Source organism: Providencia sp. 6390 (assembly GCF_058148425.1).
Map to the genome: position 1 here is coordinate 381,784 of NZ_JBYVYL010000002.1, position 26,678 is coordinate 408,461.

The 26,678-nt window shown below is 43.1% G+C and carries 21 protein-coding genes; 9 read left to right on the forward strand and 12 right to left on the reverse strand.

Annotation, left to right across the window (positions count from 1 at the left end):
* Window positions 1-747 precede the first annotated feature (747 nt).
* The 8 genes from sucD to sdhC form a co-directional block, all read right to left on the reverse strand.
* Entirely contained in the window at window positions 748-1,620 is an 873-nt protein-coding gene (sucD, locus tag AC3Z9T_RS06990) for a succinate--CoA ligase subunit alpha (protein ID WP_490125479.1), read from the reverse strand.
* The gene (sucC, locus tag AC3Z9T_RS06995) at window positions 1,620-2,786 is read right to left on the reverse strand and encodes an ADP-forming succinate--CoA ligase subunit beta (protein ID WP_490125480.1); all 1,167 of its coding nucleotides are present in this window, start codon (window positions 2,784-2,786) and stop codon (window positions 1,620-1,622) included. The genes sucD and sucC overlap by 1 nt, the downstream gene beginning before the upstream one ends.
* A gap of 132 nt (window positions 2,787-2,918) precedes the next feature.
* Window positions 2,919-4,136, reverse strand: a complete 1,218-nt coding sequence (gene odhB, locus AC3Z9T_RS07000; protein WP_490125481.1) for a 2-oxoglutarate dehydrogenase complex dihydrolipoyllysine-residue succinyltransferase — start codon at window positions 4,134-4,136, stop codon at window positions 2,919-2,921.
* Window positions 4,137-4,150: 14 nt separating this feature from the next.
* Window positions 4,151-6,958, reverse strand: coding sequence for a 2-oxoglutarate dehydrogenase E1 component (sucA, locus tag AC3Z9T_RS07005; protein ID WP_490125482.1), 2,808 nt, complete (start codon window positions 6,956-6,958; stop codon window positions 4,151-4,153).
* A 307-nt stretch (window positions 6,959-7,265) separates the two neighbouring features.
* The gene (locus tag AC3Z9T_RS07010) at window positions 7,266-7,982 is read right to left on the reverse strand and encodes a succinate dehydrogenase iron-sulfur subunit (protein ID WP_490125483.1); all 717 of its coding nucleotides are present in this window, start codon (window positions 7,980-7,982) and stop codon (window positions 7,266-7,268) included.
* 35 nt (window positions 7,983-8,017) lie between these two features.
* The gene (gene sdhA / locus AC3Z9T_RS07015; protein WP_490125484.1) at window positions 8,018-9,784 is read right to left on the reverse strand and encodes a succinate dehydrogenase flavoprotein subunit; all 1,767 of its coding nucleotides are present in this window, start codon (window positions 9,782-9,784) and stop codon (window positions 8,018-8,020) included.
* Window positions 9,785-10,129: a succinate dehydrogenase membrane anchor subunit gene (sdhD, locus tag AC3Z9T_RS07020; RefSeq protein ID WP_004917752.1), complete on the reverse strand. Its 345-nt coding sequence runs from the start codon at window positions 10,127-10,129 to the stop codon at window positions 9,785-9,787. It lies immediately after the preceding gene.
* On the reverse strand, window positions 10,123-10,512 hold the full coding sequence (gene sdhC, locus AC3Z9T_RS07025) for a succinate dehydrogenase cytochrome b556 subunit (RefSeq protein ID WP_140182901.1): 390 nt from the start codon (window positions 10,510-10,512) through the stop codon (window positions 10,123-10,125). The genes sdhD and sdhC overlap by 7 nt, the downstream gene beginning before the upstream one ends.
* A gap of 614 nt (window positions 10,513-11,126) precedes the next feature.
* Between sdhC and AC3Z9T_RS07030 the strand changes: the two genes are divergently transcribed.
* A complete protein-coding gene (locus AC3Z9T_RS07030) occupies window positions 11,127-12,413 on the forward strand; it encodes a citrate synthase (RefSeq protein ID WP_490125485.1) in 1,287 nt (428 codons plus the stop codon).
* Between the two features lie 72 nt (window positions 12,414-12,485).
* Here AC3Z9T_RS07030 and AC3Z9T_RS07035 read toward each other — a convergent pair whose 3' ends face one another.
* On the reverse strand, window positions 12,486-13,256 hold the full coding sequence (locus tag AC3Z9T_RS07035; protein WP_490125486.1) for an AraC family transcriptional regulator: 771 nt from the start codon (window positions 13,254-13,256) through the stop codon (window positions 12,486-12,488).
* 102 nt (window positions 13,257-13,358) lie between these two features.
* Here AC3Z9T_RS07035 and AC3Z9T_RS07040 point away from each other — a divergent pair, with 102 nt between their 5' ends.
* Entirely contained in the window at window positions 13,359-14,486 is a 1,128-nt protein-coding gene (locus AC3Z9T_RS07040) for a multidrug effflux MFS transporter (RefSeq protein WP_490125487.1), read from the forward strand.
* A gap of 224 nt (window positions 14,487-14,710) precedes the next feature.
* Here AC3Z9T_RS07040 and AC3Z9T_RS07045 read toward each other — a convergent pair whose 3' ends face one another.
* Window positions 14,711-15,454, reverse strand: coding sequence for a type 2 GTP cyclohydrolase I (locus AC3Z9T_RS07045; protein ID WP_490125488.1), 744 nt, complete (start codon window positions 15,452-15,454; stop codon window positions 14,711-14,713).
* Between the two features lie 251 nt (window positions 15,455-15,705).
* Window positions 15,706-15,912, reverse strand: a complete 207-nt coding sequence (locus AC3Z9T_RS07050; protein ID WP_490125489.1) for a YbfA family protein — start codon at window positions 15,910-15,912, stop codon at window positions 15,706-15,708.
* 414 nt (window positions 15,913-16,326) lie between these two features.
* Between AC3Z9T_RS07050 and kdpF the strand changes: the two genes are divergently transcribed.
* From kdpF to AC3Z9T_RS07085, 7 genes are all read left to right on the forward strand, one after another.
* Window positions 16,327-16,416 (forward strand): K(+)-transporting ATPase subunit F, encoded by a 90-nt coding sequence (gene kdpF, locus AC3Z9T_RS07055; RefSeq protein WP_081335827.1) that lies wholly within the window; start codon window positions 16,327-16,329, stop codon window positions 16,414-16,416.
* A 1-nt stretch (window position 16,417) separates the two neighbouring features.
* Window positions 16,418-18,121 (forward strand): potassium-transporting ATPase subunit KdpA, encoded by a 1,704-nt coding sequence (gene kdpA / locus AC3Z9T_RS07060; RefSeq protein WP_490125490.1) that lies wholly within the window; start codon window positions 16,418-16,420, stop codon window positions 18,119-18,121.
* 13 nt (window positions 18,122-18,134) lie between these two features.
* Window positions 18,135-20,192: a potassium-transporting ATPase subunit KdpB gene (gene kdpB, locus AC3Z9T_RS07065; RefSeq protein WP_490125491.1), complete on the forward strand. Its 2,058-nt coding sequence runs from the start codon at window positions 18,135-18,137 to the stop codon at window positions 20,190-20,192.
* Between the two features lie 10 nt (window positions 20,193-20,202).
* Window positions 20,203-20,796 carry a potassium-transporting ATPase subunit KdpC gene (gene kdpC, locus AC3Z9T_RS07070; RefSeq protein WP_490125492.1) on the forward strand — a complete coding sequence of 198 codons (594 nt, stop codon included), beginning with the start codon at window positions 20,203-20,205 and terminating at the stop codon, window positions 20,794-20,796.
* A gap of 8 nt (window positions 20,797-20,804) precedes the next feature.
* Window positions 20,805-23,525, forward strand: a complete 2,721-nt coding sequence (gene kdpD, locus AC3Z9T_RS07075; protein WP_490125493.1) for a two-component system sensor histidine kinase KdpD — start codon at window positions 20,805-20,807, stop codon at window positions 23,523-23,525.
* The gene (gene kdpE, locus AC3Z9T_RS07080) at window positions 23,497-24,180 is read left to right on the forward strand and encodes a two-component system response regulator KdpE (RefSeq protein ID WP_490125494.1); all 684 of its coding nucleotides are present in this window, start codon (window positions 23,497-23,499) and stop codon (window positions 24,178-24,180) included. Before kdpD ends, kdpE begins: the two co-directional genes overlap by 29 nt.
* A gap of 83 nt (window positions 24,181-24,263) precedes the next feature.
* The gene (locus tag AC3Z9T_RS07085) at window positions 24,264-24,659 is read left to right on the forward strand and encodes a DUF5329 family protein (RefSeq protein ID WP_490125495.1); all 396 of its coding nucleotides are present in this window, start codon (window positions 24,264-24,266) and stop codon (window positions 24,657-24,659) included.
* A gap of 187 nt (window positions 24,660-24,846) precedes the next feature.
* On the opposite strand, the gene glnS is transcribed toward AC3Z9T_RS07085, so the two are convergent.
* Entirely contained in the window at window positions 24,847-26,514 is a 1,668-nt protein-coding gene (glnS, locus tag AC3Z9T_RS07090; RefSeq protein ID WP_490125496.1) for a glutamine--tRNA ligase, read from the reverse strand.
* Window positions 26,515-26,678 lie beyond the last annotated feature (164 nt).

The window sequence follows — 26,678 nt, forward strand, 5'->3', positions numbered from 1 at the left end:
ACAAATAATTAACAAAATCAAAAACTCTAACGACACTATAATAATAGTACGCTTATCTTCACATACAATAAACTTCTTTTGCGTGATTCAGATTTGAATTCTGAATATATATCAATAATTATACCCTATAATAGAAAAATGAGTATTTGATCCGGCACCAATTTAAGCAATTTAGAAAAATAATGCTAGTACTAATGAATTGATTTAAGTCAATTTTTTGACTATTGTTAAGCGATTATCTTTATCATCAATTAATGGTTATTTAAATGTTAAATGACTGTTATTGATAATAGTACAGATATTCTTATTTTTCTAAACGACTACCTAAAAAAATTAACTTTTGAATTGCTAACTCATAAAAAGATAATTTTTTTCTAATTATTAGCCTAATTGGTTTTTATTATGAATTTTATTAATTATCCAATTAAACGGTAGAACCTAGTTATATCTAATTTATTTATTATAACTAACATATTTATTATAAGATGAAAGTCATTCCCTAGCATAATGTTAGTTAACTTGCTAAAAAAGTATCATTTAAGTCTGAATAGATAAATAAAATAAAGAGAACCCGATCACTGTACCTTTTCGATAGGTATCATTTTCCTTATCAGGTATATAGAGAACTTTCACCTCCAAATCGCCTGTTAGATACCACCGCGAACAAACAGTCCCCCATACTCGACCTACAATAAAAAAAGCTCGCAAACCAACTGATTTGCGAGCCCAACAATAATATAGCTAAAATTATTTAGCTAACAGTGATTTAACAGCATCACCGATGTCTGCCAAGCTACGTACAGTTTTCACACCAGCAGCTTCTAAAGCAGCAAATTTCTCATCCGCAGTACCCTTACCACCAGCGATAATTGCACCTGCGTGGCCCATACGCTTACCTTTAGGTGCAGTCACACCCGCAATGTAACCAACAACAGGCTTAGTCACGTGTTCTTTGATGTATGCTGCTGCATCTTCTTCAGCATTACCACCGATTTCACCGATCATAACAATCGCTTCAGTCTGTGGATCTTCTTGGAACAGTTTCAGGATATCAATGAAGTTTGAACCTGGAATTGGGTCACCGCCAATACCAACACAAGTTGATTGACCAAGGCCTGCATCAGTCGTTTGTTTAACGGCTTCATAGGTCAGTGTACCTGAACGTGAAACGATACCCACTTTACCTGGCATATGGATGTGGCCTGGTTGGATACCGATCTTGCATTCGCCTGGAGTGATAACACCTGGGCAGTTAGGGCCGATCATGCGAACACCTGCTTCATCTAATTTCACTTTAACAGTCAGCATATCCAGTGTTGGGATGCCTTCAGTGATAGTGATGATCAGTTTGATACCTGCATCGATAGCTTCCAGAATTGAATCTTTACAGAATGGTGCTGGAACATAGATAACAGATGCTGTTGCCCCTGTTGCTTCTACTGCTTCACGAACAGTGTTAAAGACTGGCAGACCTAAGTGAACTGTACCACCTTTACCTGGTGTTACACCGCCAACCATTTTTGTACCGTAAGCAATCGCTTGTTCAGAGTGGAAAGTACCTTGGCCACCAGTAAACCCTTGGCAAATTACTTTAGTGTTTTTATCGATTAAAATAGACATTATTTAGCCTCCGCCGCTGCTACTGCTTTCTTAGCTGCATCTGTCAGGCTATTCGCCGCGATAATATTCAAGCCGCTATCTGCCAGTTTTTTCGCACCTAACTCTGCATTGTTACCTTCTAAACGAACCACTACTGGTACATTTACGCCAACTTCTTCTACTGCACCAATGATGCCGTCTGCAATCAGGTCACAGCGAACGATACCACCAAAAATGTTAACAAAAACCGCTTTAACACTCTTATCGGACAGGATAATTTTAAATGCTTCAGTTACACGTTCTTTAGTTGCGCCGCCACCTACGTCAAGGAAGTTAGCTGGAGCACCACCGTGCAGTTTAACAATGTCCATGGTTCCCATTGCCAGACCAGCACCGTTAACCATACAACCAATGTTGCCATCAAGCGCAACATAGTTCAGTTCCCATTTAGCCGCTTGCGCTTCACGCGCATCCTCTTGGGATGGATCATGCATTTCACGCATTTCTGCTTGACGGTACAGGGCGTTGCTATCAACACCTAATTTACCATCTAAACAAACTAAGTCGCCTTCAGTATTGATCACTAATGGGTTAACTTCGATCAGAGCAAGATCACGCTCTAAGAATAACGTTGCTAGTCCCATAAAGATTTTAGCGAATTGGCTAACTTGTTTACCTGTTAGACCTAATTTGAACGCTAACTCACGGCCTTGATAAGGCATAGGACCAGTCAGTGGATCGATAACCGCTTTGTGGATCAGTTCTGGAGTTTCCTCAGCAACTTTCTCAATCTCTACACCACCTTCCGTTGACGCCATAAACACAACACGACGTGTACCACGGTCAACAACCGCACCCAAGTACAGTTCTTTAGCAATATCGGTCGCGTTTTCAACTAAGATTTGGTTGACTGGCTGACCATTTGCATCTGTTTGATAAGTCACTAAGTTGTGGCCTAACCATTTTTCAGCAAATGCTTTGATATCATTGATATCGTTGGTCACTTTTACGCCGCCAGCTTTACCACGTCCACCCGCGTGAACTTGGCATTTAACAACCCATGGGCCGTTACCGATTTTTTTCGCTGCTTCTACAGCTTCTGCTGCTGATGTACAGGCATAACCCGTTGGTGCTGGCAAACCGTAGCGTGTAAAAAGCTGTTTTGCCTGATACTCGTGTAAATTCATGATGTTCTATCCATAATTGAGTCTGAAGAGGCGATTATTCGCCTCCTGCAATTGTTACTGATTTAGCAACCGGCGAACCGGTTGCATCGGTTACTTCAGACCGGACAGGTGTTCCCCCGCCCTGTTATGTTGCTATACGTCCAGCAGTAAACGAGTTGGATCTTCCAGCATATCTTTAATGGCAACTAAGAAGCCAACTGACTCACTACCATCGATCAGGCGGTGGTCATAAGATAATGCAAGGTACATCATTGGAAGAATTTCAACCTTACCGTTAACCGCCATTGGGCGATCTTTAATAGCATGCATGCCTAAGATTGCGCTTTGTGGTGGGTTAATGATAGGGGTAGACATTAGAGAACCGAATACACCACCATTAGTGATAGTGAAGTTACCGCCACTTAAATCTTCAACGGTCAATTTACCGTCACGACCTTTGACAGCCAGCTCTTTAATATTTTTCTCAATATCTGCCATGCTCATAGCATCAACATCACGCAGGACTGGAGTTACCAGACCACGAGGCGTTGATACTGCAATGCTGATATCGAAATAGTTATGGTAAACAACATCTGTACCATCAATTGATGCGTTCACTTCTGGGTAACGTTTCAGTGCTTCAACCGCAGCTTTCACGTAGAAAGACATAAAGCCTAAACGTACGCCATGACGTTTTTCAAACACTTCGCCATATTGCTTACGCAGATCTTTAATTGGCTGCATGTTAACTTCATTGAATGTGGTTAACATTGCGGTGCTGTTTTTCGCTTCCAACAGACGCTCAGCAATACGTTTGCGTAAGCGAGTCATTGGTACACGTTTTTCACTGCGGTGTGCCAATGGGGCTTGTGGCGCAGCAGCAGGTGCCGCAGCTTTCGCCACAGGCGCTGATTTGTTTGCTGCTAAATGTTTTTCAACATCTTCGCTAGTCAAACGTCCACCAACGCCCGTACCCTTAATATCAGCAGGGTTCAGATCATGTTCAGCAACTAAGCGACGAACGGATGGAGATAGCGCGTCATTGCTTTCTGTTTCTAAACTTGCCGTTTGGCGTTGTGCAGGCGTTGCTTCTTGAGAAGCTTTAACTTCAACAGGAATACCCGTGCTGTCACCTAAACGAATGCGACCAAGAAGTTGTTTAGAAAGTACAGTTGCACCTTCTTCTTCAACGATAGCTTCTAACACACCGGCTTCACTTGCAGGGACTTCTAGCACAACTTTATCAGTTTCAATTTCAACCAGCACTTCGTCACGTTCAACGCTATCACCTGGTTTTTTATGCCATGTGGCAACCGTAGCATCTGCAACGGATTCAGGAAGATCGGGAACAAGAATTTCTACGCTACTCATTTTCTATCCTTTAATTATTCAATGTTCAAAGCGTCATTTACCAGAGCTTGTTGTTGCTCTTGGTGAACGGACGAGTATCCAACTGCTGGAGATGAAGACGCAGCACGGCCTGCATAACGTAAAGTTGCTCCTGTTGGGATCGCTTCACGGAAGTTGTGTTGGCTGCAATACCAAGCGCCTTGGTTCAATGGCTCTTCTTGACACCATACGAAATCTTTAACATGCGCATATGGCATGAACGCTTGCTGAATATCTTCATGTGGGAACGGATATAACTGCTCAATACGTACGATAGCGACATCAGTCTGTCCGTTCTTACGACGTTGCTCTAACAGATCGTAATACACTTTACCGGAACACATAACGACGCGTTTCACATCTTTCGGATTGATTTCATCTATTTCACTGATAACTGGCTGGAATTTGCCATTTGCCAGTTCATCCATACTTGATACGGCTAATGGATGACGTAGTAATGATTTAGGTGACATAACAATCAGAGGACGACGCATACCACGCAGAGCCTGACGGCGTAGCATGTGGTAAACCTGCGCTGGCGTTGATGGCACACACACTTGCATGTTTTGATCTGCGCACAATTGCAGATAACGTTCTAAACGTGCAGAGGAGTGCTCTGGGCCCTGCCCTTCATAACCGTGTGGTAACAGCATGACCAGACCACACATACGACCCCATTTTTGCTCACCAGAGCTAATGAATTGGTCGATAACTACCTGCGCACAGTTTGCGAAGTCACCGAATTGGGCTTCCCAAATTGTCAGTGCACGTGGTTCTGTTGTTGCATAACCATATTCAAATGCCAACACTGCGTTTTCAGTCAGAACAGAGTCCCAAACATTAAATACGCCTTGACCATTATGGATATTTTGCAGAGGGACATAAACTGAACCATTGGTTTGGTTATGTACAACCGCATGGCGATGGAAGAACGTACCACGGCCAGCATCTTCACCAGATAGACGAACAGGAACGCCTTCATCAACCAGTGTTGCATACGCCAATGTTTCTGCCGCACCCCAATCGAGTAGTTTTTCACCTTTCGCCATTTCTGCGCGGTCTGAGTAGATTTTCTCTACACGAGACTGGGTGACAACTTCTGCTGGAATGGTGCTGGTTTTAACCGCCAGCTCTTGCAGACGTTTTGGATCATAGGTGGATTTGTATTCTTCGTTCCACTCATGATTCAGGTACGGTTCCCATGTATAGGAATGCAGACCCATTTCACGCCATTCTTCAACGACGCAATCACCTCTGTCTAGCGCGTCACGGTATAAGTTAACCATTTCAGTAACTTCATCCGCAGTGACAACGCCAGCTTCAATTAAACGATCCGCATAAATTTTACGTGGTGTCGGATGTTTTTTGATTTTTTGGTACATAATTGGCTGAGTTGCATTCGGCTCATCAGCTTCGTTATGACCATGGCGACGGTAGCAAACAAGGTCAATCATCACATCACGTTTAAACGTGTTACGGAAATCTAACGCTAAGCGAGTTACGAAAGCGACTGCTTCTGGATCATCAGCATTGACGTGGAAAATCGGTGCTTGAACCATTTTCACGATGTCGGTGCAGTACTCAGTTGAACGCGTGTCTTTCGGGTTTGACGTGGTGAAACCAATTTGGTTGTTAATGACGATACGCATTGTGCCGCCAACTTCATAACCACGCGCCTGAGACATGTTCAATGTTTCTTGCACAACGCCTTGACCCGTTACCGCTGAGTCACCGTGGATCGTGATTGGCAGAACCATGTTACTACGGCCTTCATCAAGACGGTCGCGGCGAGCACGTACTGAACCAATGACAACTGGGCTGACTATCTCAAGGTGAGATGGGTTAAATGCTAACGCTAAGTGAACACGTGAACCTGCAGTTTCAAAGTCAGAAGAGAAACCTTGATGATATTTCACATCACCTGCACTTGAGTGGTCTTTATGTTTACCTGCGAATTCATCAAACAATTCAGCCGGTTTTTTACCTAAGATATTAATTAAAACGTTAAGGCGACCACGGTGAGCCATACCCAGTACAACTTCACGTGTATCTTGTTTGCCCGCATGGTGGATCAAATCTTTCAGCATTGGGATCAGTGAATCACCACCTTCCAATGAGAAACGTTTTGCACCTGGGAATTTTGCGCCTAAATAACGCTCTAGCCCTTCTGCTGCGGTTAATTCAGCTAAGAAGCGACGTTTTTCTTCTTTCGAAAATTGCTCAGCAACATTCACTGACTCAAGGCGTTGTTGGATCCAACGTTTTTCCTCAGTATTAGTGATATGCATATATTCAGCACCAATTGAACCGCAATAAATACGTTTCAGGGCGTCATACAGGTCGCTAAGTTTCATGGTTTCTTTGCCAATCGCAAAAGAACCCACGTTGAATGTCTCGTCGAAATCTTCTTTCGTTAAGTTATGGAATGTTGGATCTAAATCAGGAACAGATTCGCGTTTCCATAAACCTAATGGATCAAGATTTGCATTTTGATGTCCGCGGAAGCGGAATGCGTTAATCAGTTGCAAAACTTTAACTTGTTTTGCATCGATAGCAGGGTCGCTAACAGAGGTATGATAACGAGTAGAGTCTTTTGCTAAGCGACGGAAATAATCGCGTGCTTGCGAGTGGAATTGCTCAGAGTTGGTGCCTGCACCAGGCAGTTGCTGAAAGATTTCTCTCCAGCCAGCATCAACAGAATTGGGGTCAGTTAGATAATCTTCATAGAGTTGTTCTATGTAAGTCTGGTTCGCGCCTGCCAGAAAGCTCGAATCCAGCCAGTCCTTCATTACGCCGTTCTGCATTGTGATCCCTTAAGCTGTTACAGCTTTAGTTTTCGCCGTGGTTAACTAATTGCCGCGTTTAAGCGGCCTCGATAAAGGTTCTTCTGGACGTGCTTTATGCATGTTCTCACTTTGGGTTTCCCTTTATCACTCCGGGCTCCCCTTCTAAGGAACCTTTAAAAACTGGCTGCGGTTTTTAAAGGCCCCTTGAGTCAGCTCGCGTCTTCATCTTTTTTTGCAGTTTGGCTTTTACTTTCACTTTTTTACTTTTGGCTTTATTACTTTTCAACAGCCTGCGGCACTAATGTACCGCAGGTAAAAATCGGTTTTACGCGCTATGTTTTAACAACATAGATTTAATATGACCGATAGCTTTCGTTGGATTTAGTCCTTTAGGGCATACATTGACACAATTCATGATGCTATGACAGCGGAAAACACTAAAAGCGTCGTTCAGATCATCTAATCGAGCGTCTGTTTCAGTATCTCTACTATCAATGAGGAATCGGTATGCAGCTAACAGACCTGCCGGGCCAATAAATTTATCCGGATTCCACCAGAAAGATGGGCAAGAAGTTGAGCAACATGCACACAGAATACACTCATATAGACCATCGAGTTTTTCACGTTGTGCAGGTGACTGTAGATTCTCACGCGCAGGTGGATTCTTATTATCATTAATAAGATACGGACGAATTTTTTCGTATTGAGTGTAGAACTGAGTCATATCAATAATCAGGTCACGTACAACTGGCAGACCTGGTAATGGACGAATGACAATTTTCTTCCCACCACGAGTTAAAGCAGACAGTGGCGTAATACACGCCAAACCATTTTTACCATTCATATTAACGCCATCAGAACCACACACACCTTCGCGGCATGAACGACGGAATGACAACGTTGGATCTTGCTCTTTCAATTGAATCAACGCATCAAGCAACATCATGTCGCGCCCTTCAGGCACTTCAAGAGTGTAATCCTGCATACGTGGTGCGTTATCAACGTCCGGATTATAGCGATAAATCGAAAATTCAAGTTTCATAGTTTATTTCTCCGCAACTGGATTAACACCACGCATTAATAAGTACGTACTTTCGGCGGGAAGGGCTCACGCAACTTAGGTTGCATGTTAACTTCACGACGAGTCATCGTTTCAGATTGCGGTAAATATAATGAGTGACACAGCCAGTTAGCATCGTCACGATCTGGGTAGTCGAAACGGCTATGCGCACCGCGGCTTTCCGTGCGGAAGTTCGCTGCTTGCGCTGTTGCATAAGCGGTTTCCATCAAGTTATCCAGTTCTAAACATTCAATACGCTGCGTGTTGAACTCGGTAGAAGTGTCATCGAGGCGAGCATTTTTCAGGCGCTCACGGATCACTTTCAGCTCTTCCAAACCTTTCGCCATCGCATCACCTTCACGGAATACCGAGAAGTTATGTTGCATACAGGTTTGCAGCGCTTTACGAATTTCAACCGGATCTTCACCCGTGCGGGCATTTTCCCAGCGGTTAAAGCGAGCCATTGCTGCATCAATGTCAGATTCAGAAGCATCACGCATTGAACCTTGTTCCATCAGAGATTCTTTCAAATGGAGACCTGCTGAACGACCAAATACCACAAGGTCAAGCAGTGAGTTACCACCAAGGCGGTTTGCACCATGAACAGATACGCAAGCAATCTCACCAACAGCAAATAGGCCAGGGATCACTTCGTCTTCGCCTTTTTCGTTATAACGAATCGCTTGGCCCGTTACCTTAGTCGGGATCCCACCCATCATGTAGTGACAAGTTGGGATAACTGGAATTGGCTCTTTGACTGGGTCAACGTGTGCAAAAGTACGAGATAATTCAAGAATACCCGGTAAACGAGACTCCAAAACTTCTTTACCTAAGTGATCCAGTTTCAGCTTAGCATGTGGACCCCATGGACCATCACAACCACGGCCTTCACGGATTTCAATCATAATTGAACGCGCAACCACGTCACGACCAGCTAGGTCTTTTGCGTTAGGCGCATAACGTTCCATGAAACGCTCGCCATCTTTGTTCAATAAATAACCACCTTCACCACGGCAACCTTCAGTCACTAAAACGCCTGCACCAGCAATACCAGTTGGGTGGAATTGCCACATTTCCATATCTTGCAATGGAACACCAGCACGCGTTGCCATACCAACACCATCACCAGTATTGATGTGTGCGTTAGTGGTTGATTGGTAAATACGACCCGCACCACCAGTTGCCAAAATCGTGGCTTTCGCTTTGAAGTAAACTAGCTCACCAGTTTCCATACAAATCGCTGTACAACCTACGATATCGCCATCTTGGTTTTTCACTAAATCAAGAGCGTACCATTCAGAAAAAATAGTGGTATGGTTTTTTAGATTTTGCTGATACAAGGTGTGTAACAGTGCATGACCAGTACGGTCAGCTGCTGCCGCAGTACGCGCAGCTTGTTCACCACCAAAGTTTTTCGATTGGCCACCGAACGGACGCTGATAGATAGTGCCATCATCTAAACGAGAGAATGGCAAACCCATGTGTTCTAATTCAAGGATCGCTTCTGGACCTGTTTTACACATGTATTCGATAGCATCTTGGTCACCAATGTAGTCTGACCCTTTTACGGTGTCATACATATGCCACTCCCAGTTGTCTGGGTGTGTGTTACCAAGTGCAACAGTGATACCACCTTGCGCTGATACTGTATGAGAACGCGTTGGGAAAACTTTTGACAACAAGGCACAAGATAAACCAAGTTGTGAAATTTGTAGTGCGGCACGCATACCTGCGCCACCTGCACCGATAACGATAGCGTCAAATTCTCTAATTGGCAGATTCATTTATGCACCCCACACCACAATTGTTCCGTAAATTAAGTAAGCCAGCAGTGCAACAACAATCACCAGTTGCAGCACTAAACGCAGTGCCAGTGGCTTAACATAGTCTGTTAGTACTTGCCATAAGCCAATCCAAGCATGTACTAAAATCGAGAACAACGTCAGGATAGTGAAGACTTTGGTCACAGAGGATGCAAAGAAACCACGCCATGTTTCATAAGTAATATCATTGATGGCAATAAAACCAACAAGGTACAACACGTAGAGTACGATAACGATCGCAGAACCACGGATTAACAGCCAGTCCTGAATACCAGTACGGCCTAAAGCTGATGCATTACTTACCATACTAATACCCCCGCCAGGATCGCCAGAACGATTGTAATAACAAACGTGATTTTTGCAGATGAATTACCTGCGGCTAGCGTTTCATCAATACAGCCGAAATCCATTAACATATGACGAATACCACCACAGATGTGATATGCCAATGCAGTGAGGATCCCCCAAAGAATGAACTTAGCAAAAAAGCCAGTCATTATTTCAGATGCGTATTGAAAGCCTTCTGGAGAGGAGAGAGATGTCCCTAACAACCAAAGCAGAATACCAACTGCGATGAAAGTAATGACGCCAGAGACACGGTGCAAGATCGAAGAGATTGCAGTGATCGGGAAGTGGATCGTCTGCAAATCAAGGTTGACAGGTCTTTGTTTTTTCACAATTTTGCCCACACAGCTCTTTATTATTTTCCTTCCTCCGGACCTGGGGCGGAAACAGACAGCGACAGGGGTAGAAAATGCAACTTAAGCTAAACGTTAATCCATCATGTTCAAATAGAGTTGCATACTGATTACGCTGGAACTCCTACATCAGGGTAATCCGGAGACCTGCCGCCAAGTATAAAGTCTTCACATTGCTATTACAATTCCCACACAAAATGTTTGGAGACATTTAGCCCGAACAGTGAGAGGGATCACGATTTAAACATTTTGCATAAATGTGCTTATCTTATTTGACAATGATTCAACATTTATCTTACATATATGGCTGGTAGAATTATCTGAACGTCCGAAGATCTCAAACGGCGTGAAAGAAAAAACAAAAGTTATGAAAGTTGTTTCCCTTACTAAAAATAATGATATTGTAGGGAAAACAACAAAAAGAACATAACATCTACACACTCGTAAACAACCTAAAAACATTGTCGTCGGTCGTCCGGTTTCAGAATTTAATGTGATTGCTAGCTGATTTCCACAACACACCGGTAGAACAATGCGTAAAGACACAGTATAACGCTGGGTGCTGGTTGTTGGGTGTTGATTATCAAGCGCTAAGGAGACCGTAAATGGCTGATAACAAAGCTAAGCTAACGACTGAGAGTGCAAGTACAATTGAACTAGACATTCTATCCCCTACTCTCGGTCAAGACGTTATCGATGTCCGAACTTTGGGTTCTAAAGGGTTTTATACTTACGACCCTGGATTTACCTCTACTGCCTCATGTGAATCTAAAATCACGTTCATTGATGGCGATAAAGGCATTCTGCTGCACCGTGGCTACCCAATTGACCAATTGGCAACTGAAGCCTCTTACCTTGAAGTCTGCTACATCCTGCTGTACGGCGAAGCACCTACTCAAGAACAATATGAAACATTCAAAAATACAGTAACTCGCCATACCATGATCCATGAGCAGATCACACGCATGCTTAATGGTTTCCGTCGTGACTCACACCCAATGGCCGTATTATGTGGTGTGACTGGTGCACTCGCTGCCTTCTATCACGATGCACTTGATGTCAATAACCCTCGCCATCGCGAAATCACCGCTTATCGTCTGCTGTCAAAAATGCCGACAGTCGCTGCGATGTGTTATAAATATTCAATCGGCCAACCTTTTGTTTATCCACGTAATGATCTGTCCTACGCAGGTAACTTCTTGTACATGATGTTCTCTACACCGTGTGAAGATTACGTGGTAAACCCAGTGCTTGAGCGCGCAATGGATCGTATTTTAATCCTCCACGCTGACCACGAACAAAATGCATCAACCTCAACAGTCCGTACCGCTGGTTCTTCAGGCGCTAACCCATTTGCTTGTATCGCTGCAGGTATTGCATCTCTGTGGGGGCCGGCTCACGGTGGAGCTAACGAAGCTTGCCTACGCATGTTGGAAGAAATCCAAACAGTTGAACACATACCTGCCTTTATCGAACGTGCGAAAGACAAAAATGACTCTTTCCGCTTGATGGGCTTCGGTCACCGTGTTTATAAAAACCATGATCCACGTGCAACTGTCATGCGTGAAACCTGCCATGAAGTTCTGAACGAGTTGGGCTTAAATGACAGTCTGCTTGAAGTCGCAATGGAGCTGGAACGTATCGCACTGAACGACCCGTACTTCATTGAGAAGAAACTGTACCCGAACGTTGACTTCTATTCAGGTATCATCCTGAAAGCAATGGGTATTCCTTCATCTATGTTTACCGTGATTTTTGCTATTGCCCGTACTATCGGTTGGATAGCACACTGGAACGAAATGCATGACGATGGTTTAAAAATTGCACGTCCTCGCCAGCTCTACACTGGCTATGACAAACGTGAATTTAATACTCATTTATCAAAAAAATAATATTTTAACTAAATCTATCCCTACACTGCCAAAGCCCCGTTTTCGGGGCTTTTTTGCATTATCTTTCACCGGCTATATTTCACCTGAATATTGATACTCCCTTGGCGTAACCCCACTCATTTTTCGAAAGAAACTAATCAATGCGCTATCACTAGTCAGCCCTAACTCTTGAGTAATAAAATGGTAGGGTTTACCTTGAGCTAACAATTCTATCGCCTTGATAAACCGCCATTGTTGACGCCAAGCTTGATAGCTCACCCCTGTTTCACGTAAAAAAATACGCGTGATCGTTCTTTCACTCGCACCGACTGTTTTTGCCAGTTCTACCAAGGTTGGTGGCAATTTATCCATATTGAGACCTTTCATGCGGCGATCTTGGGGGATCGCTAACAATGTAGGTTCTTTACTTGCTGATTGCAGCTCATCAATAAACACTGGTAATAAATTCGCTAATCGGCCATGCTGCCATTGGCTATCAAAGGGTGCGACAGCAATGCGTTCAAGCACCTCTCGAAGCAAAGGTGTCACCGATAAAATCATCACTTCATCACCAATTTGGTTAGCATATTGAGTACTCAGATATACTGAACGATAGCCAACAGAAGATCGCATTTGTGCTCTATGAGTCACGTATGGCGGGATCCATGCGACACGCCCCGGTGGCAATAGTGACAAGCGATTTTCTAATGAAATGCGAATACAGCCTTGCTGAGTAAACAACAGTTGCCCCATCTCGTGCTGATGTGGGCCTGAATCGTGTTGTCCCATTTCAGCGGCAATGCCAAGTATCTGCGCACGATACCAATGAGTTTCAAACTTATCTTGCTGATTAAGCCACGCCATAACATGTCCGATTTTTAATATTTATTGTCTTTATTATTGTAATAAGACATTAAAAACACCACTAAACTATTTGTCATTCGTTACCGATGTAGGATTATTAACATGAAACGCTTACTTTCATTATGGCTGGCTGTTGCCTTAATGATGTTTCCACAGATTGTTGAAACTATATACAGCCCAGCATTGACCGACATTGCCAGCGCATTTCACGTCAATGCCAAACAAGCCTCTCAAACACTTTCGCTCTACTTCTTTGCATTTGCATTAGGTGTCGTGTTTTGGGGAAGAATGTGTGACACCATCGGTCGTCGCCCTACTATACTTGCAGGCTTGCTGATCTACACAATTGCTTCTATTGGCACATTATTTATTACGCATTTTTATCTTTTGTTATTAATGCGCATGTTATCTGCTTTTGGTGCCGCGGTTGGCTCTATTGGCACACAAACTGCTATGCGAGATAGCTATCAAGGGCATGAATTAGCGAAAGTTTTCTCCATTATGGGGATCGCTCTCGCCATTAGCCCAGCGCTAGGAATGTTAGCCGGAGCGATCTTAGTGGGCTATGGTGGTTATCAAGCCGTATTTATTGGCTTAGCTATTTTAGCTGTCGGATTATTGTTATGGTCCTGTTATCGATTACCAGAGACTCGACCTATAAATGTGATGCACCCCCCATTTTTGAGCACTTTATTAACTATGATTAGGGATAAAGAAATGCTCAGAAATGTGATCTTAATAGCATTTTTCAACATTAATTTATTCAGTTATTACCAACTTGCACCATTTCACTTTGAGCAATTAATGCTCTCTCAACAGCAATTTGGCCTAACTGGGATTTTATTAGCCATCGGTGTTGGTGCAGGCTCAACCTTAAATCGCTATTTATTGGCTAAAAAATGGACACCCGAGCAGCTTGTTAAGTTATCGAGTTTCATTTCTTTAACTAGCGGAGGCATGGTTTATAGTCTGATACATTCTGTTTGGTTTATTTTACCGATAATGGGGATCGTGATTGGCTATGGAATTGCCATCCCAAATATTCTTGCGCATGCTCTGAACCACTATGCAGATAGAAAAGGAACTGCTGGGGCGATTTTAGGATTACTTTACTATATCGGATTAGCTGTTGGGCTGATGGTTGCTGGTTGGTATCAGCATTTAGGTGGGGTCTTGGTGGTATCAGGAGCTATATTGGTTGTTTTCGCCCTTCGTTACCGTACTCAATAATCATAAAGTGCAGCACAATAACAGCGTGCTGCACTGAGGTTGTTGACGAAGTGGGATAAAAGCGTGGTTTTTCCCACTCCGTGTTATCAGCCGAAAATCAATAAATTGATTTTCCTCGTTGATTTCAAAAACCTTAACGACCGCAGACAAACAAAATACGTTTGTCAGCAGTCTGAGTGCAGCACAATAACAGCGTGCTGCACTTTGCTATTTCTAAAACAGTATTAAGCTGGATTATCAATATCGACAAATGTCGCGTCTAAATCATGATTATCCACCAGCCATTTTGTCAGTGCTTTAATACCATAACGTTCTGTCGCATGGTGGCCTGCCGAGTAAAAATGGATCCCCATTTCTCTTGCAATATGAATAGTTTGCTCCGACACTTCACCAGTAACAAACGCATCCACACCAAATTCAGCCGCTTGCAATATAAAGCCTTGCCCACCGCCTGTACACCAAGCAATTTGGCGTATTTCTTGTTTTCCTGTATCACCACAGTGTAATGGTTGACGGCCAAGGCGAGTTTCTAGACGCTCATTTAATTCAGCGGGGGTAATCGGCTGATCAAAATAACCAAATGGCATCAATGGATCGATATGACCATCAATTTTCACCCCCATTAAATGGGCTAACTGAGTATTGTTACCCAATTGATGATGCGCATCTAGCGGTAAATGGTAGCCATAAAGATTAATATCATTTTCCAATAATGTTTTTAGACGCTTTCTTTTCATACCTTTAATCACTGATGGCTCATTTTTCCAAAAATAGCCATGGTGAACAATGATCGCATCAGCTTCCATTTCAACCGCTTTGTCTAAAAGTGCTTGGCAGGCGGTCACACCAGTGACAATTTTTTGCACATGAGAGCGCCCCTCAACTTGCAGTCCGTTAGGTGCATAGTCTTGGTACTCACTGATTTTCAACTCATTATTGATAAGTTCTTCCAACGCTAAATTACGCATAATGAATCCTTTTTACTGCATCACCTTTACGTAGAGAGGTAATAATTATCGATATTTTCTATCTAGATTATAAGCCTAGAGCATAAAAAGAAATGACTAATTTTTGCTGATTTATGTTCAGGATAATAAATGGCATTTCAATAATTACTGAAAGAATAAAATATTTGAAAGTGGAAGTGATAAGTATTGAAGATAGAATTAATCCCCATAACCCGATTATTATGGGGATCTTTCAATTGATACTGTCGTGATTAACGATGCGTATCCATTGTCATTTCTGAGCGTTCAAGCCAAACAGGTTTTTCACTTGTTTTAGCCCATACCTTATAAAGGTAACTATAGAATTTTGCTCGTTGTGGATGGAAAACCATAACCGGAAACGCAAGTATGCCAGCAGACATCGCAGCAGCGCGGCGTAAAATAACCTGATTACGGGAATATTCGCGATATGTGGACATCGATATCCTCCTGTCAGTAGCCACATTATTTGCCGATTTTAGTTTGCCTCTTTCAATTCACACATAGCACCCATTTAAGAGAGACCAAAATCGCACAGATAGTATGAAAATAATTAACTGACTTGATGATACGCCCTTATTGGTAATTTTACTACTGATCTGACCACTTAAATCTTTATAAATGCCAAAATTTCGCACAATTTGTAGTTTTATTACAATAGTTAACATTCAAATGAATAAAAAAAACAAAATTAGCACATTGAATTAACATTTAATCACTCACCAATAAAGGCAATGGCAGATTGTTTTATCGCCATTTTTATACTTTTTTTACACCATCATCTATATTTTTATCAGCTTCTTTACAACCTAATCCTTATCCTACATCCATGGAAATAATAAGGAGAAACTACTGTGTCGCTACTTTCGATTGTTGGGGCAGTGTTTGTTGTTTTACTGCTGGTTTATCTGATCTACGCCCTGCTAAATGCGGAGGATTTTTAAGATGACCACAAATGCATTTTTACTTATCGCCAGTTTCCTACTAGTACTTCTACTACTGGCAAAACCACTTGGCCTACTTATTGCTCGCTTAATTGAAGGCGATATGCCGCGGTTTATGGCAAAAACCGAAACCCTCATCTGGCGTTGTAGCGGTCTTAAACAACCAGGCCGCGAAATGGCTGAAATGAATTGGTCCCGCTATGCACTAGCTATCTTATTATTTAATTTTTTAGGATTCGTTTTATTATTTACCTTATTGCTATTTCAAGGCAGCTTACCACTCAATCCACAAAAATTTTCTGGAATGAATTGGGATCTCGCCTTTAACACGGCGGTCAGCTTTGTCACAAATACGAATTGGCAATCTTATAGTGGTGAAAGTAATCTTAGTTACCTAAGCCAAATGGCTGGTTTAACAGTACAAAACTTCTTATCCGCAGCAACAGGCATCGCCGTTGTTTTTGCCTTAATTCGCGCTTTCTCCCGCCATAGTAGCAAAACACTAGGCAATGCATGGGTAGACTTAACACGTATTACACTTTACTTGTTGTTGCCTTTAGCCATCGTTTTTGCCTTATTTTTTGTTAGCCAAGGTGTGATCCAAAATTTCTCTGCATATATCTTAAGTGACAACTTGAATAGTTCAGCTCAGCTACTCCCAATGGGTCCTGTTGCTTCCCAAGAAGCAATTAAGCTATTGGGTACCAATGGTGGCGGATTCTTTGGAGCTAACTCTTCTCACCCTTTTGAAAATCCAACTGCTTTAAGCAACTTTGTGCAAATGTTGGCAATTTTCTTGATCCCAACAGCACTGTGTTTTGCGTTTGGGCGAACAGTGGGCGATAACAAACAAGGCAATGCGCTCCTTTGGACCATGGCAATTATTTTTGTGATTGCCGCCGCAACCGTAATACATGCAGAATACGTTGGTAACCCATTCTTAACTGAATTTTCTGCAAATAGTACTGCCAATATGGAAGGGAAAGAGAGCCGCTTTGGCATTCTTAGCTCCGCTCTTTATGCAGTAGTGACAACTGCTGCGTCATGCGGTGCAGTGAATGCCATGCATGACTCCTTTACTGCATTAGGTGGAATGGTGCCAATGTGGTTAATGCAAATTGGTGAAGTCGTCTTTGGTGGTGTTGGTTCAGGTTTATATGGCATGTTGTTATTTGTTTTACTGGCAGTGTTTATCGCAGGTTTAATGATTGGCCGCACACCTGAATATTTAGGAAAAAAAATTGAGGTTCGTGAAATGAAAATGGTGGCTATTGCCATTTTAGTCACGCCAACTTTAGTACTTTGTGGAACCACTCTCGCTTTGATGACCGAAGCTGGACGCGCCGCTATTTTTAACCCAGGCGCACATGGCTTTAGTGAAGTTCTCTATGCCTTTTCTTCCGCAGCCAACAACAATGGTAGCGCTTTTGCAGGGTTAAGCACCAATACTCCTTTCTACAATATCGTACTCGCTATTGTCATGTTTTTAGGCCGCTTTGGTGTGATCCTTCCAGTACTAGCAATTGCAGGCTCACTGGTGATGAAAAAACCTCAAATCGCGACTGCGGCAAGCTTGCCGACTCATGGCTCTGTATTTATTGGTTTATTGATCTTAACCGTTTTACTCATCGGTGCGCTGACTTTTGTCCCTGCGCTTGCTCTGGGTCCGATAGCAGAACATTTGCAAATTTGGTTAGCGGCATAGTGAGGGAAATAAAATGAAAAAAACTCAACTGTTTGATAGTGCTCTAGTTCGTCAATCAATTATTGATGCCATAAAAAAATGCACTCCACAGGCGCAGTGGCGTAACCCAGTCATGTTTGTCGTGTACATTGGAAGCATCATCACGACGCTACTTTGGCTAGCGATGCTGACCGGCCATAGTGAAGGTAATGCTTGGTTTAGCGGCATGATCACGCTCTGGCTATGGTTTACCGTGCTATTTGCTAATTTTGCTGAAGCACTTGCTGAAGGGCGCAGTAAAGCTCAGGCCGCAAGCCTTAAAGGGGTTAAAAAACTGAGCAGTGCAATACGCCTTGCTGCCGCTTCATTAGATGCAGCACAAGAAACCGTTAACTCAGATCAACTACGTAAAGGCGATATTGTGTTGATCCGTGCTGGTGAAACCATCCCGTGCGATGGTGAAGTCATCGAGGGCGGTGCTTCAGTTGATGAAAGTGCTATTACGGGTGAATCAGCTCCAGTGATCCGTGAGTCAGGTGGTGACTTTTCATCCGTTACTGGCGGTACGCGGGTACTTTCAGATTGGTTAATTGTCGAGTGCACTGTCAACCCCGGTGAAACATTCCTTGATCGTATGATTTCAATGGTTGAAGGTGCGCAACGTCGTAAAACCCCCAATGAAATTGCACTCACGATTTTATTAACCGCACTGACTATTATTTTCTTATTAGCTTGTGCAACATTGTACCCATTCACCCTGTTCTCTGCGGAATATGCAGGTGCAGGTAGTGCTGTTTCGATTTTAGTTTTAATTGCATTGCTGATTTGTTTAATTCCAACCACTATTGGTGGCCTGCTTTCCTCAATCGGTGTTGCAGGTATGAGCCGTATGTTAGGCGCTAATGTGATTGCCACTAGCGGTCGCGCAGTAGAGGCAGCGGGTGACGTTGATGTGTTATTACTGGATAAAACAGGCACCATTACCTTGGGTAACCGTCAAGCTTCTGCATTTTTACCACTTGCAGGGGTAACAGAACAACAACTTGCGGATGCAGCACAGCTTTCCTCTCTAGCTGATGAAACACCTGAAGGCCGTAGCATTGTTGTACTTGCTAAACAAAAATTTAATTTACGCGAAAGAGATATACATGCGCTGAATGCCACTTTTGTACCATTCTCAGCGATGACTCGTATGAGTGGCGTCAATGTTGGCGAACGTATGATCCGTAAGGGCTCAGCCGATGCAATACGTCGTTATGTTGAAGCGAACCACAGTAAATTCCCTCTCGAAGCTGACAAATTAGTAGAACAAGTCGCCCATCAAGGGGGCACACCATTAGTGGTAGTCGATAACCAAACTGTACTTGGTGTCGTCGCACTAAAAGACATTGTTAAAGGTGGAATTAAAGAACGTTTCGCACAAATGCGCAGTATGGGGATCAAAACGGTGATGATCACTGGTGATAACCACCTTACTGCTGCTGCGATTGCTGCTGAAGCGGGAGTTGATGATTTTTTAGCTGAAGCAACCCCAGAAGCGAAGTTAGCACTGATCCGCCAATACCAATCCGAAGGTCGTTTAGTCGCCATGACGGGGGATGGAACTAACGATGCTCCCGCTCTTGCACAAGCCGATGTTGCTGTTGCCATGAACTCAGGTACTCAAGCGGCAAAAGAAGCTGGCAACATGGTTGATTTAGATTCAAACCCAACCAAATTGATTGAAGTGGTTCACATTGGTAAACAGATGCTAATGACACGTGGCTCACTGACCACTTTTAGTATCGCTAATGATATTGCCAAATACTTTGCCATCATTCCTGCCGCATTTGCGGTGACTTGGCCACAATTGAATGCGCTTAACGTGATGCATCTACATTCACCGGCATCAGCTTTGTTATCCGCAGTGATCTTTAATGCACTGATCATCGTGTTCTTGATCCCTCTGGCCTTAAAAGGGGTCGATTATCGCCCAATGAGTTCACAGTCACTGCTACAAAGAAACTTAGGAATTTATGGTTTAGGCGGCCTGATCGTGCCATTTGTCGGTATCAAACTGATTGACATGGTTATCAGCCTATTTGGCCTATAAGGAATCAATTATGAATATGCTTCGTTCATCCATAGTGGTCTTAGTTTTACTCGCAATCATTACTGGGGTTGCTTATCCTTTACTTGTTACGGGGATCGCCAATGTGTTATTCCCTTGGCAAGCAAAAGGTTCTTTAGTCGAGCAAAATAACCGTGTGGTTGGCTCAGCGCTAATTGGTCAAAACTACCAATCGGAAAATTATTTTTTAGGTCGCCCTTCCGCAACAGCGGAGCATCCTTATAATGCTATGGCTTCTGGCGCTAGTAACCTAGCGGTAAGTAACCCTGCTTTAAATGAAGCGTTCGCCGTACGCAGCCAACAATTGAGAGCACAAAACCCTGATGCGTCACAGGCTATCCCTGTGGATTTATTAACTAGCTCAGCAAGTGGTTTAGACCCTGACATTTCAGTCGCAGCGGCATTCTACCAAGCGCCACGCATTGCGAAAAACAGACAGCTTCCACTAAAAGACGTAGAATCATTGATCACAACATACACCCAAAAACCTTTGCTTGGGTTTATGGGTGAGCCTATCGTCAATGTATTGCAGCTTAATATGGCTTTGGATGAGCTAAAACAACAGCTTAACCTACCGAATCACTGAGGCTAATTATGGATAATCAAGACCCGGTTCGCCCAAATCCAGACGAACTACTGGTAAAAGCGAATGAAAGTGGACGTGGCAAACTTAAAATATTTTTCGGCGCCTGTGCGGGCGTCGGGAAAACTTATTCAATGCTACAAGAAGCACAACGACTACGTTCACAAGGACTAGATGTACTCGTTGGGGTCGTAGAGACACATGAAAGGGAAGAAACTGCCGCGCTACTTGATGGATTACCTCTACTACCACCGCGTCGTTTAAATCATCGTGGGCGTCGTATGAACGCCTTTGACATTGACGCAGCAATTGCAAGACATCCAGCTATTATTTTGATGGATGAACTCGCTTTCAGTAATCCAACAGGGAGCCGCCACCCTAAGCGGTGGCAAGATGTTGAAGAACTACTCGATGCAGGTATCGATGTTCTCACCACCATTAATGTTCAACATATTGAAAGTCTGAATGATGTTGTAGGAAGCATCACAGGGATCCGTGTTCGTGAAACCGTTCCCGACCATATTTTCGATGCAGCCGATGAAATTGTCTTAGTCGATCTACCGCCTGATGATCTACGTCAGCGCTTAAAAGAAGGCAAAGTTTATATACCTGGGCAAGCAGAACGAGCCATTGAGCATTTTTTCCGCAAAGGTAATTTGATTGCGCTTCGAGAGCTCGCTTTACGACGAACTGCCGATCGTGTTGATGGGCAAATGCGTGAATTTCGTGATGGTAAAGGGCAGGCCCCTGTTTGGCATACCCGCGATGGCTTACTGCTCTGCATTGGTCACAACAGTGGTAATGAGAAGCTAGTTCGTGCAGCAGCAAGGCTGGCGGCCAAATTGGGATCGGTTTGGCATGCTGTTTATGTAGAAACGCCAACCTTACATCAACTCCCCGAAGGTCATCGCAGAGCCATTCTTAAAGCATTACGCTTAGCACAAGATCTCGGTGCTGAAACCGCAACCTTATCTGATCCGTCCGAAGAAAAAGCCATTTTACGTTATGCGCGCGAACACAACCTCGGCAAAATTTTAATTGGCCGACGTGTTAAACGCCGTAAATGGTTTGGTTTCACCACCCGTAATAGCTTTGCTGAGCGATTAGGCACATTAGGACCCGATATTGATTTAGTGATAGTCGCGCTCGAAGAAAAAAACGATTGGGTAAAAGATCCTGAGCGTAAGCCTTTTTCAGAAAAGTGGCGTACTGATGTTAACGGTTTTTTTATGGCGATTGCGATGTGTGCCGCAATTACCATCTTCTCTCGAACTTTTCTACTCGCTCTTGATAAAGCTAACTTAGTCACACTTTACTTACTTGGTGTCGTTTTAGTCGCACTATTTTATGGCCGCCGCCCGTCCGTTTTTGCGGCCCTAATTAACGTTATTAGCTTCGATTTATTTTTTGTCCAACCCCATTTTTCTCTTGCAATCATGGATATGCAGTATTTGGTGACATTTACTGTTATGTTAATTGTTGGTGTTGTAGTTGGTAATTTAACCGCAGGGATGCGCTATCAAGCACGGATCGCACGCTACCGAGAACAACGTACGCGTCATTTATATGAAATGACCAAGGAATTGAGCCAAGCCCTTACGGAGCAAGATATTGGTAAGACAGGTTACCATTTTATTAATAATGCTTTCCAAGCAAAAACCTGCCTATTATTGCCAGATGAAAACAATCACTTAGTACCTTTGTCTTGTGAAGGGCATAGCCCAATGCAAATCGACCAAGCAATTGCTAAGTGGAGCTTCGAGAAACGTCAACCTGCTGGTGCAGGTACCGATACACTGCCTAGCGTTCCGTATCAGTTGCAGCCGATTACCACTGCTGATCAGACACTTGCTGTGCTGGCAATTGAGCCAAATAATTTACGTCAATTGCTGATCCCAGAGCAACAGCGTATGTTACAAACCTTCACTGGGTTGATCGCAAACGCACTTGCGCGTTTGAAACTGGCGAAACAAGCTGAATTAGCCAAACTAGATATCGAGCGTGAACAACTACGCAACTCATTGTTAGCCGCACTTTCCCATGATTTAAAAACGCCACTCACCGTGTTGTTTGGTCAAGCAGAAATTTTGACGTTAAACCTTAGTGCTGAAAACTCACCTTATACTGAGCAAGTTAACCAAATGCGTCAGCAAGTGCTCAGTACCTCACGTTTAGTTAATAATTTATTGGATATGGCACGCCTTCAATCAGGTGGTATTCAACCTAATTTTGAATGGCAATCATTGCAAGAAATCACTGGTAGTGCAGTAAGAACCCTAGATTACACACTGCATAGCCACCCTTTATCTATTGATATCCCTGCGGATTTATTACTTTACTGCGACGCTAATCTAATCGAACGAGTATTGATTAATTTATTAGAGAATGCCATCAAATACAGTGACACGGATACTCCAATGGGTATTTGTGCTAAAATAGAAGATAATCAAGTACATATTGAAGTCTGGGATGCAAGCAACGCGATCCCTGATGGGCAAGAAAAAACTATCTTTGATAAATTTTCACGCGCACAAAAAGAATCAGCCATCCCTGGTGTTGGCCTTGGCCTAGCCATTTGTCGTGCCATCATTCAATTACATGATGGACATATTTGGGCAGAAAATAATAAAAAAGGTGGAGCCAGTTTCCACTTTGTTTTACCTTTTAAACCATTACCTGATATTGAAGAGATAACTGACTATTGTGAATCCCCATCAAATACTGATCATTGAAGATGAAAAAGAAATTCGTCGTTTTGTCCGATTAGCTTTGGAGGGAGAAGGCTGGAAAGTTTTTGAGGCTGAAAATTGCCATCGGGGCTTAATTGAAGCAGGAACTCGCCAGCCTGATTTGTTAATACTGGATCTTGGTTTGCCTGATGGTGACGGTTTAGATCTGATCCGCGATTTACGTCAATGGAGCAGCATCCCTATTATCGTGTTATCCGCTCGCGAAGAAGAATCACAAAAAGTTGCCGCATTAGATGCGGGAGCAGATGATTATCTCACCAAACCTTTTGGCATTAGTGAACTATTGGCTCGAGTCCGCGTAGCCTTACGCCGTTTTGGCAAAATAGCCCAAGAGAGCTCAGTATTTCAGTTTGGTGATGTTAGTATTGATTTTATCAACCGTATCGTTAGCAAACAAAATGAAGAGCTGCATCTAACCCCAATCGAGTTTCGCTTACTCAGTGAACTCGTCGCTAATAGTGGTAAAGTTCTCACTCAACGCCACCTACTGTTACAGGTTTGGGGGCCTAATTATGTTGAGCACAACCATTATCTGCGTATCTATATGGGGCATTTACGCCAAAAACTGGAAAATGACCCAGCACGTCCTATTCACCTACTCACCGAAACTGGCATTGGCTATCGCTTTATGCCCTAGTGATGTAATATCAGATTACTTCCACTATTTTTAGACATAGTAGGCTTTATACTTACTTAACTTCGATTTGAGGAGAGAAAGCCTTGCAAACCCGTTTATCTCAATTAGTTAAGCACATTACAGCTACTGTCATATTATTGTTAGGTTTATTTATTAGCGCTCAAACATTTGCTCTCAGCTCCGAAGAGCAAACCCGTACAGAAGCTTTACTCACTGAGCTCGGTAAACAGCAAAATCTCACGTTTATTCGTAACGGTTCTGAATACAGCGCTGCCGACGCAGAATCACATTTGCGCTTAAAACTGAGTAAAACACAAAAACGTTTAAAAACCGCTGAGCAGTTTATCGATAATGTCGCTTCAAAATCATCGATTACTGGTGAAGAGTATCAAGTCAGAGATGGGCAAGGCAAAGTCACTTCTGCCAACAATTATCTACATGATTTGTTAAACGAAAAGGTTGATCCACAAGCACCTTAATTTATGTGGCTACCATAAAAAAATCTTAGACTCAGTTAAGGGCCTAAGATTTTTTCGACAAGCTATTTTACTTATAACTCTACAATTAGGTAGTCACCGCCGAATTTCCTCTAAATAATTCGTGCTACATCTAGGCGGCTAGCTGAGCGCAGCCAACAACGATGTGGTGCGAAGTATGACGAGGAAATTACTGAGCTTCTATTTTAGCCCACGTATCGCGCAACCCTACGGTACGGTTAAACACCAACTTATCTGCGCTGCTTAAACGATTATCAGCACAGAAATAGCCTTCACGCTCAAACTGATATGGCTTATCCGTTGCAGCATCACGTAAACTTGGTTCCACAAAACCATGGCGAATAACAAGCGACTCAGGGTTGATCACTGAGACAAAATCATCCTCCGCGGCTGGATTTGCTACCGTAAACAGGCGATCGTATAAGCGGATTTCAGCAGGTAGTGCATGAGCTGCGCTTACCCAATGAATAACCCCTTTCACTTTGCGCCCATCAGCTGGGTCTTTATTCAATGTTTGCGGATCATAGGTGCAATAAATGGTCGTAATGTTACCTTCTGCATCTTTTTCCACACGCTCTGCTTTAATAATGTATGCATTACGCAGGCGAACTTCTTTACCTAATACCAAACGCTTATATTGACGGTTAGCTTCCTCACGGAAATCAGCACGATCAATGTATAACTCGTTGCTAAATGGGACTTTACGTGTGCCCATTTCTGGTTTGTTCGGATGATTAGGCGCGGTTAAGATCTCTTCACCCGCAGGCATGTTTTCAATCACTAGACGAACAGGATCAATAACGGCCATCGCACGAGGTGCATTTTCATTCAGATCATCACGAATACAAGACTCTAACGATGCCATTTCAACATTGTTATCTTGTTTAGTCACACCAATGCGCTGACAGAATTCACGAATGGATGCCGCGGTATAACCACGACGACGCAAGCCTGAAATAGTTGGCATACGTGGATCATCCCAACCTTCCACCAGTTTATCAGTCACCAGTTGGTTCAGCTTACGCTTTGACATCACAGTGTATTCAAGGTTTAAGCGTGAAAATTCGTACTGACGCGGATGGCAATCAATCGTAATGTTATCAAGTACCCAGTCATATAAGCGACGGTTATCTTGGAACTCTAATGTACATAATGAGTGTGTAATACCTTCTAGCGCATCGGAAATGCAATGCGTGAAGTCATACATTGGGTAAATACACCATTTATTGCCAGACTGGTGATGCTCTGCAAATTTAATACGATATAGAACCGGATCACGCATAACAATAAAAGGTGATGCCATATCAATTTTTGCACGTAGGCAAGCTTTACCTTCTTCAAAGCCTCCAGCACGCATTTTCTCAAACAGCGTTAAGTTTTCTTCAACACTGCGATCACGATATGGGCTGTTTTTACCCGGCTCTTTTAAGGTACCACGGTATTCACGGATCTGTTCTGCGCTCAGTTCATCAACATAAGCTAAACCTTTGTTGATCAGCTCAATGGCGTATTGATACAAAGTATCGAAATAGTCAGAAGAGTAATGAACTTTACCGCTCCATTGGAAACCGAGCCACTGCACGTCTTCTTGAATGGAATTTACATACTCAACGTCTTCTTTAACTGGGTTAGTGTCATCAAAACGTAAGTTACACTGACCTTGATAGTCCTGTGCGATCCCAAAGTTCAAGCAAATCGATTTCGCATGGCCAATATGTAAATAGCCATTCGGTTCAGGTGGGAAACGAGTTTGCACCGAAGTGTGTTTCCCACTCGCCAGATCTTCATCGATGATCTGACGGATAAAATTTGTTGGGCGAGTTTCTGCCTCATTCATTGTCATTATTCCTCAATGCCAAAAGCGCGTAATAGCAAGTTATATTCTACCATAATCTGTCAAGAAACAACCGTTTGATCGTATATACTCGTCATACTTCAAGTTGCAGTGTTGTTGACTTCGCTCACTCGCACTAGTCACATACCACATACTTGTGTATGCTC

What these genes read in the sequence shown, in the direction of transcription:
- sucD (WP_490125479.1), bottom strand. Translation starts at nt 1,620, where the DNA reads ATGTCTATTTTAATCGATAAAAACACTAAAGTAATTTGCCAAGGGTTT.
- sucC (WP_490125480.1), bottom strand. Translation starts at nt 2,786, where the DNA reads ATGAATTTACACGAGTATCAGGCAAAACAGCTTTTTACACGCTACGGT.
- odhB (WP_490125481.1), bottom strand. Translation starts at nt 4,136, where the DNA reads ATGAGTAGCGTAGAAATTCTTGTTCCCGATCTTCCTGAATCCGTTGCA.
- sucA (WP_490125482.1), bottom strand. Translation starts at nt 6,958, where the DNA reads ATGCAGAACGGCGTAATGAAGGACTGGCTGGATTCGAGCTTTCTGGCA.
- AC3Z9T_RS07010 (WP_490125483.1), bottom strand. Translation starts at nt 7,982, where the DNA reads ATGAAACTTGAATTTTCGATTTATCGCTATAATCCGGACGTTGATAAC.
- sdhA (WP_490125484.1), bottom strand. Translation starts at nt 9,784, where the DNA reads ATGAATCTGCCAATTAGAGAATTTGACGCTATCGTTATCGGTGCAGGT.
- sdhD (WP_004917752.1), bottom strand. Translation starts at nt 10,129, where the DNA reads ATGGTAAGTAATGCATCAGCTTTAGGCCGTACTGGTATTCAGGACTGG.
- AC3Z9T_RS07030 (WP_490125485.1), top strand. Translation starts at nt 11,127, where the DNA reads ATGGCTGATAACAAAGCTAAGCTAACGACTGAGAGTGCAAGTACAATT.
- AC3Z9T_RS07035 (WP_490125486.1), bottom strand. Translation starts at nt 13,256, where the DNA reads ATGGCGTGGCTTAATCAGCAAGATAAGTTTGAAACTCATTGGTATCGT.
- AC3Z9T_RS07040 (WP_490125487.1), top strand. Translation starts at nt 13,359, where the DNA reads ATGAAACGCTTACTTTCATTATGGCTGGCTGTTGCCTTAATGATGTTT.
- AC3Z9T_RS07045 (WP_490125488.1), bottom strand. Translation starts at nt 15,454, where the DNA reads ATGCGTAATTTAGCGTTGGAAGAACTTATCAATAATGAGTTGAAAATC.
- AC3Z9T_RS07050 (WP_490125489.1), bottom strand. Translation starts at nt 15,912, where the DNA reads ATGTCCACATATCGCGAATATTCCCGTAATCAGGTTATTTTACGCCGC.
- kdpA (WP_490125490.1), top strand. Translation starts at nt 16,418, where the DNA reads ATGACCACAAATGCATTTTTACTTATCGCCAGTTTCCTACTAGTACTT.
- kdpB (WP_490125491.1), top strand. Translation starts at nt 18,135, where the DNA reads ATGAAAAAAACTCAACTGTTTGATAGTGCTCTAGTTCGTCAATCAATT.
- kdpC (WP_490125492.1), top strand. Translation starts at nt 20,203, where the DNA reads ATGAATATGCTTCGTTCATCCATAGTGGTCTTAGTTTTACTCGCAATC.
- kdpD (WP_490125493.1), top strand. Translation starts at nt 20,805, where the DNA reads ATGGATAATCAAGACCCGGTTCGCCCAAATCCAGACGAACTACTGGTA.
- glnS (WP_490125496.1), bottom strand. Translation starts at nt 26,514, where the DNA reads ATGAATGAGGCAGAAACTCGCCCAACAAATTTTATCCGTCAGATCATC.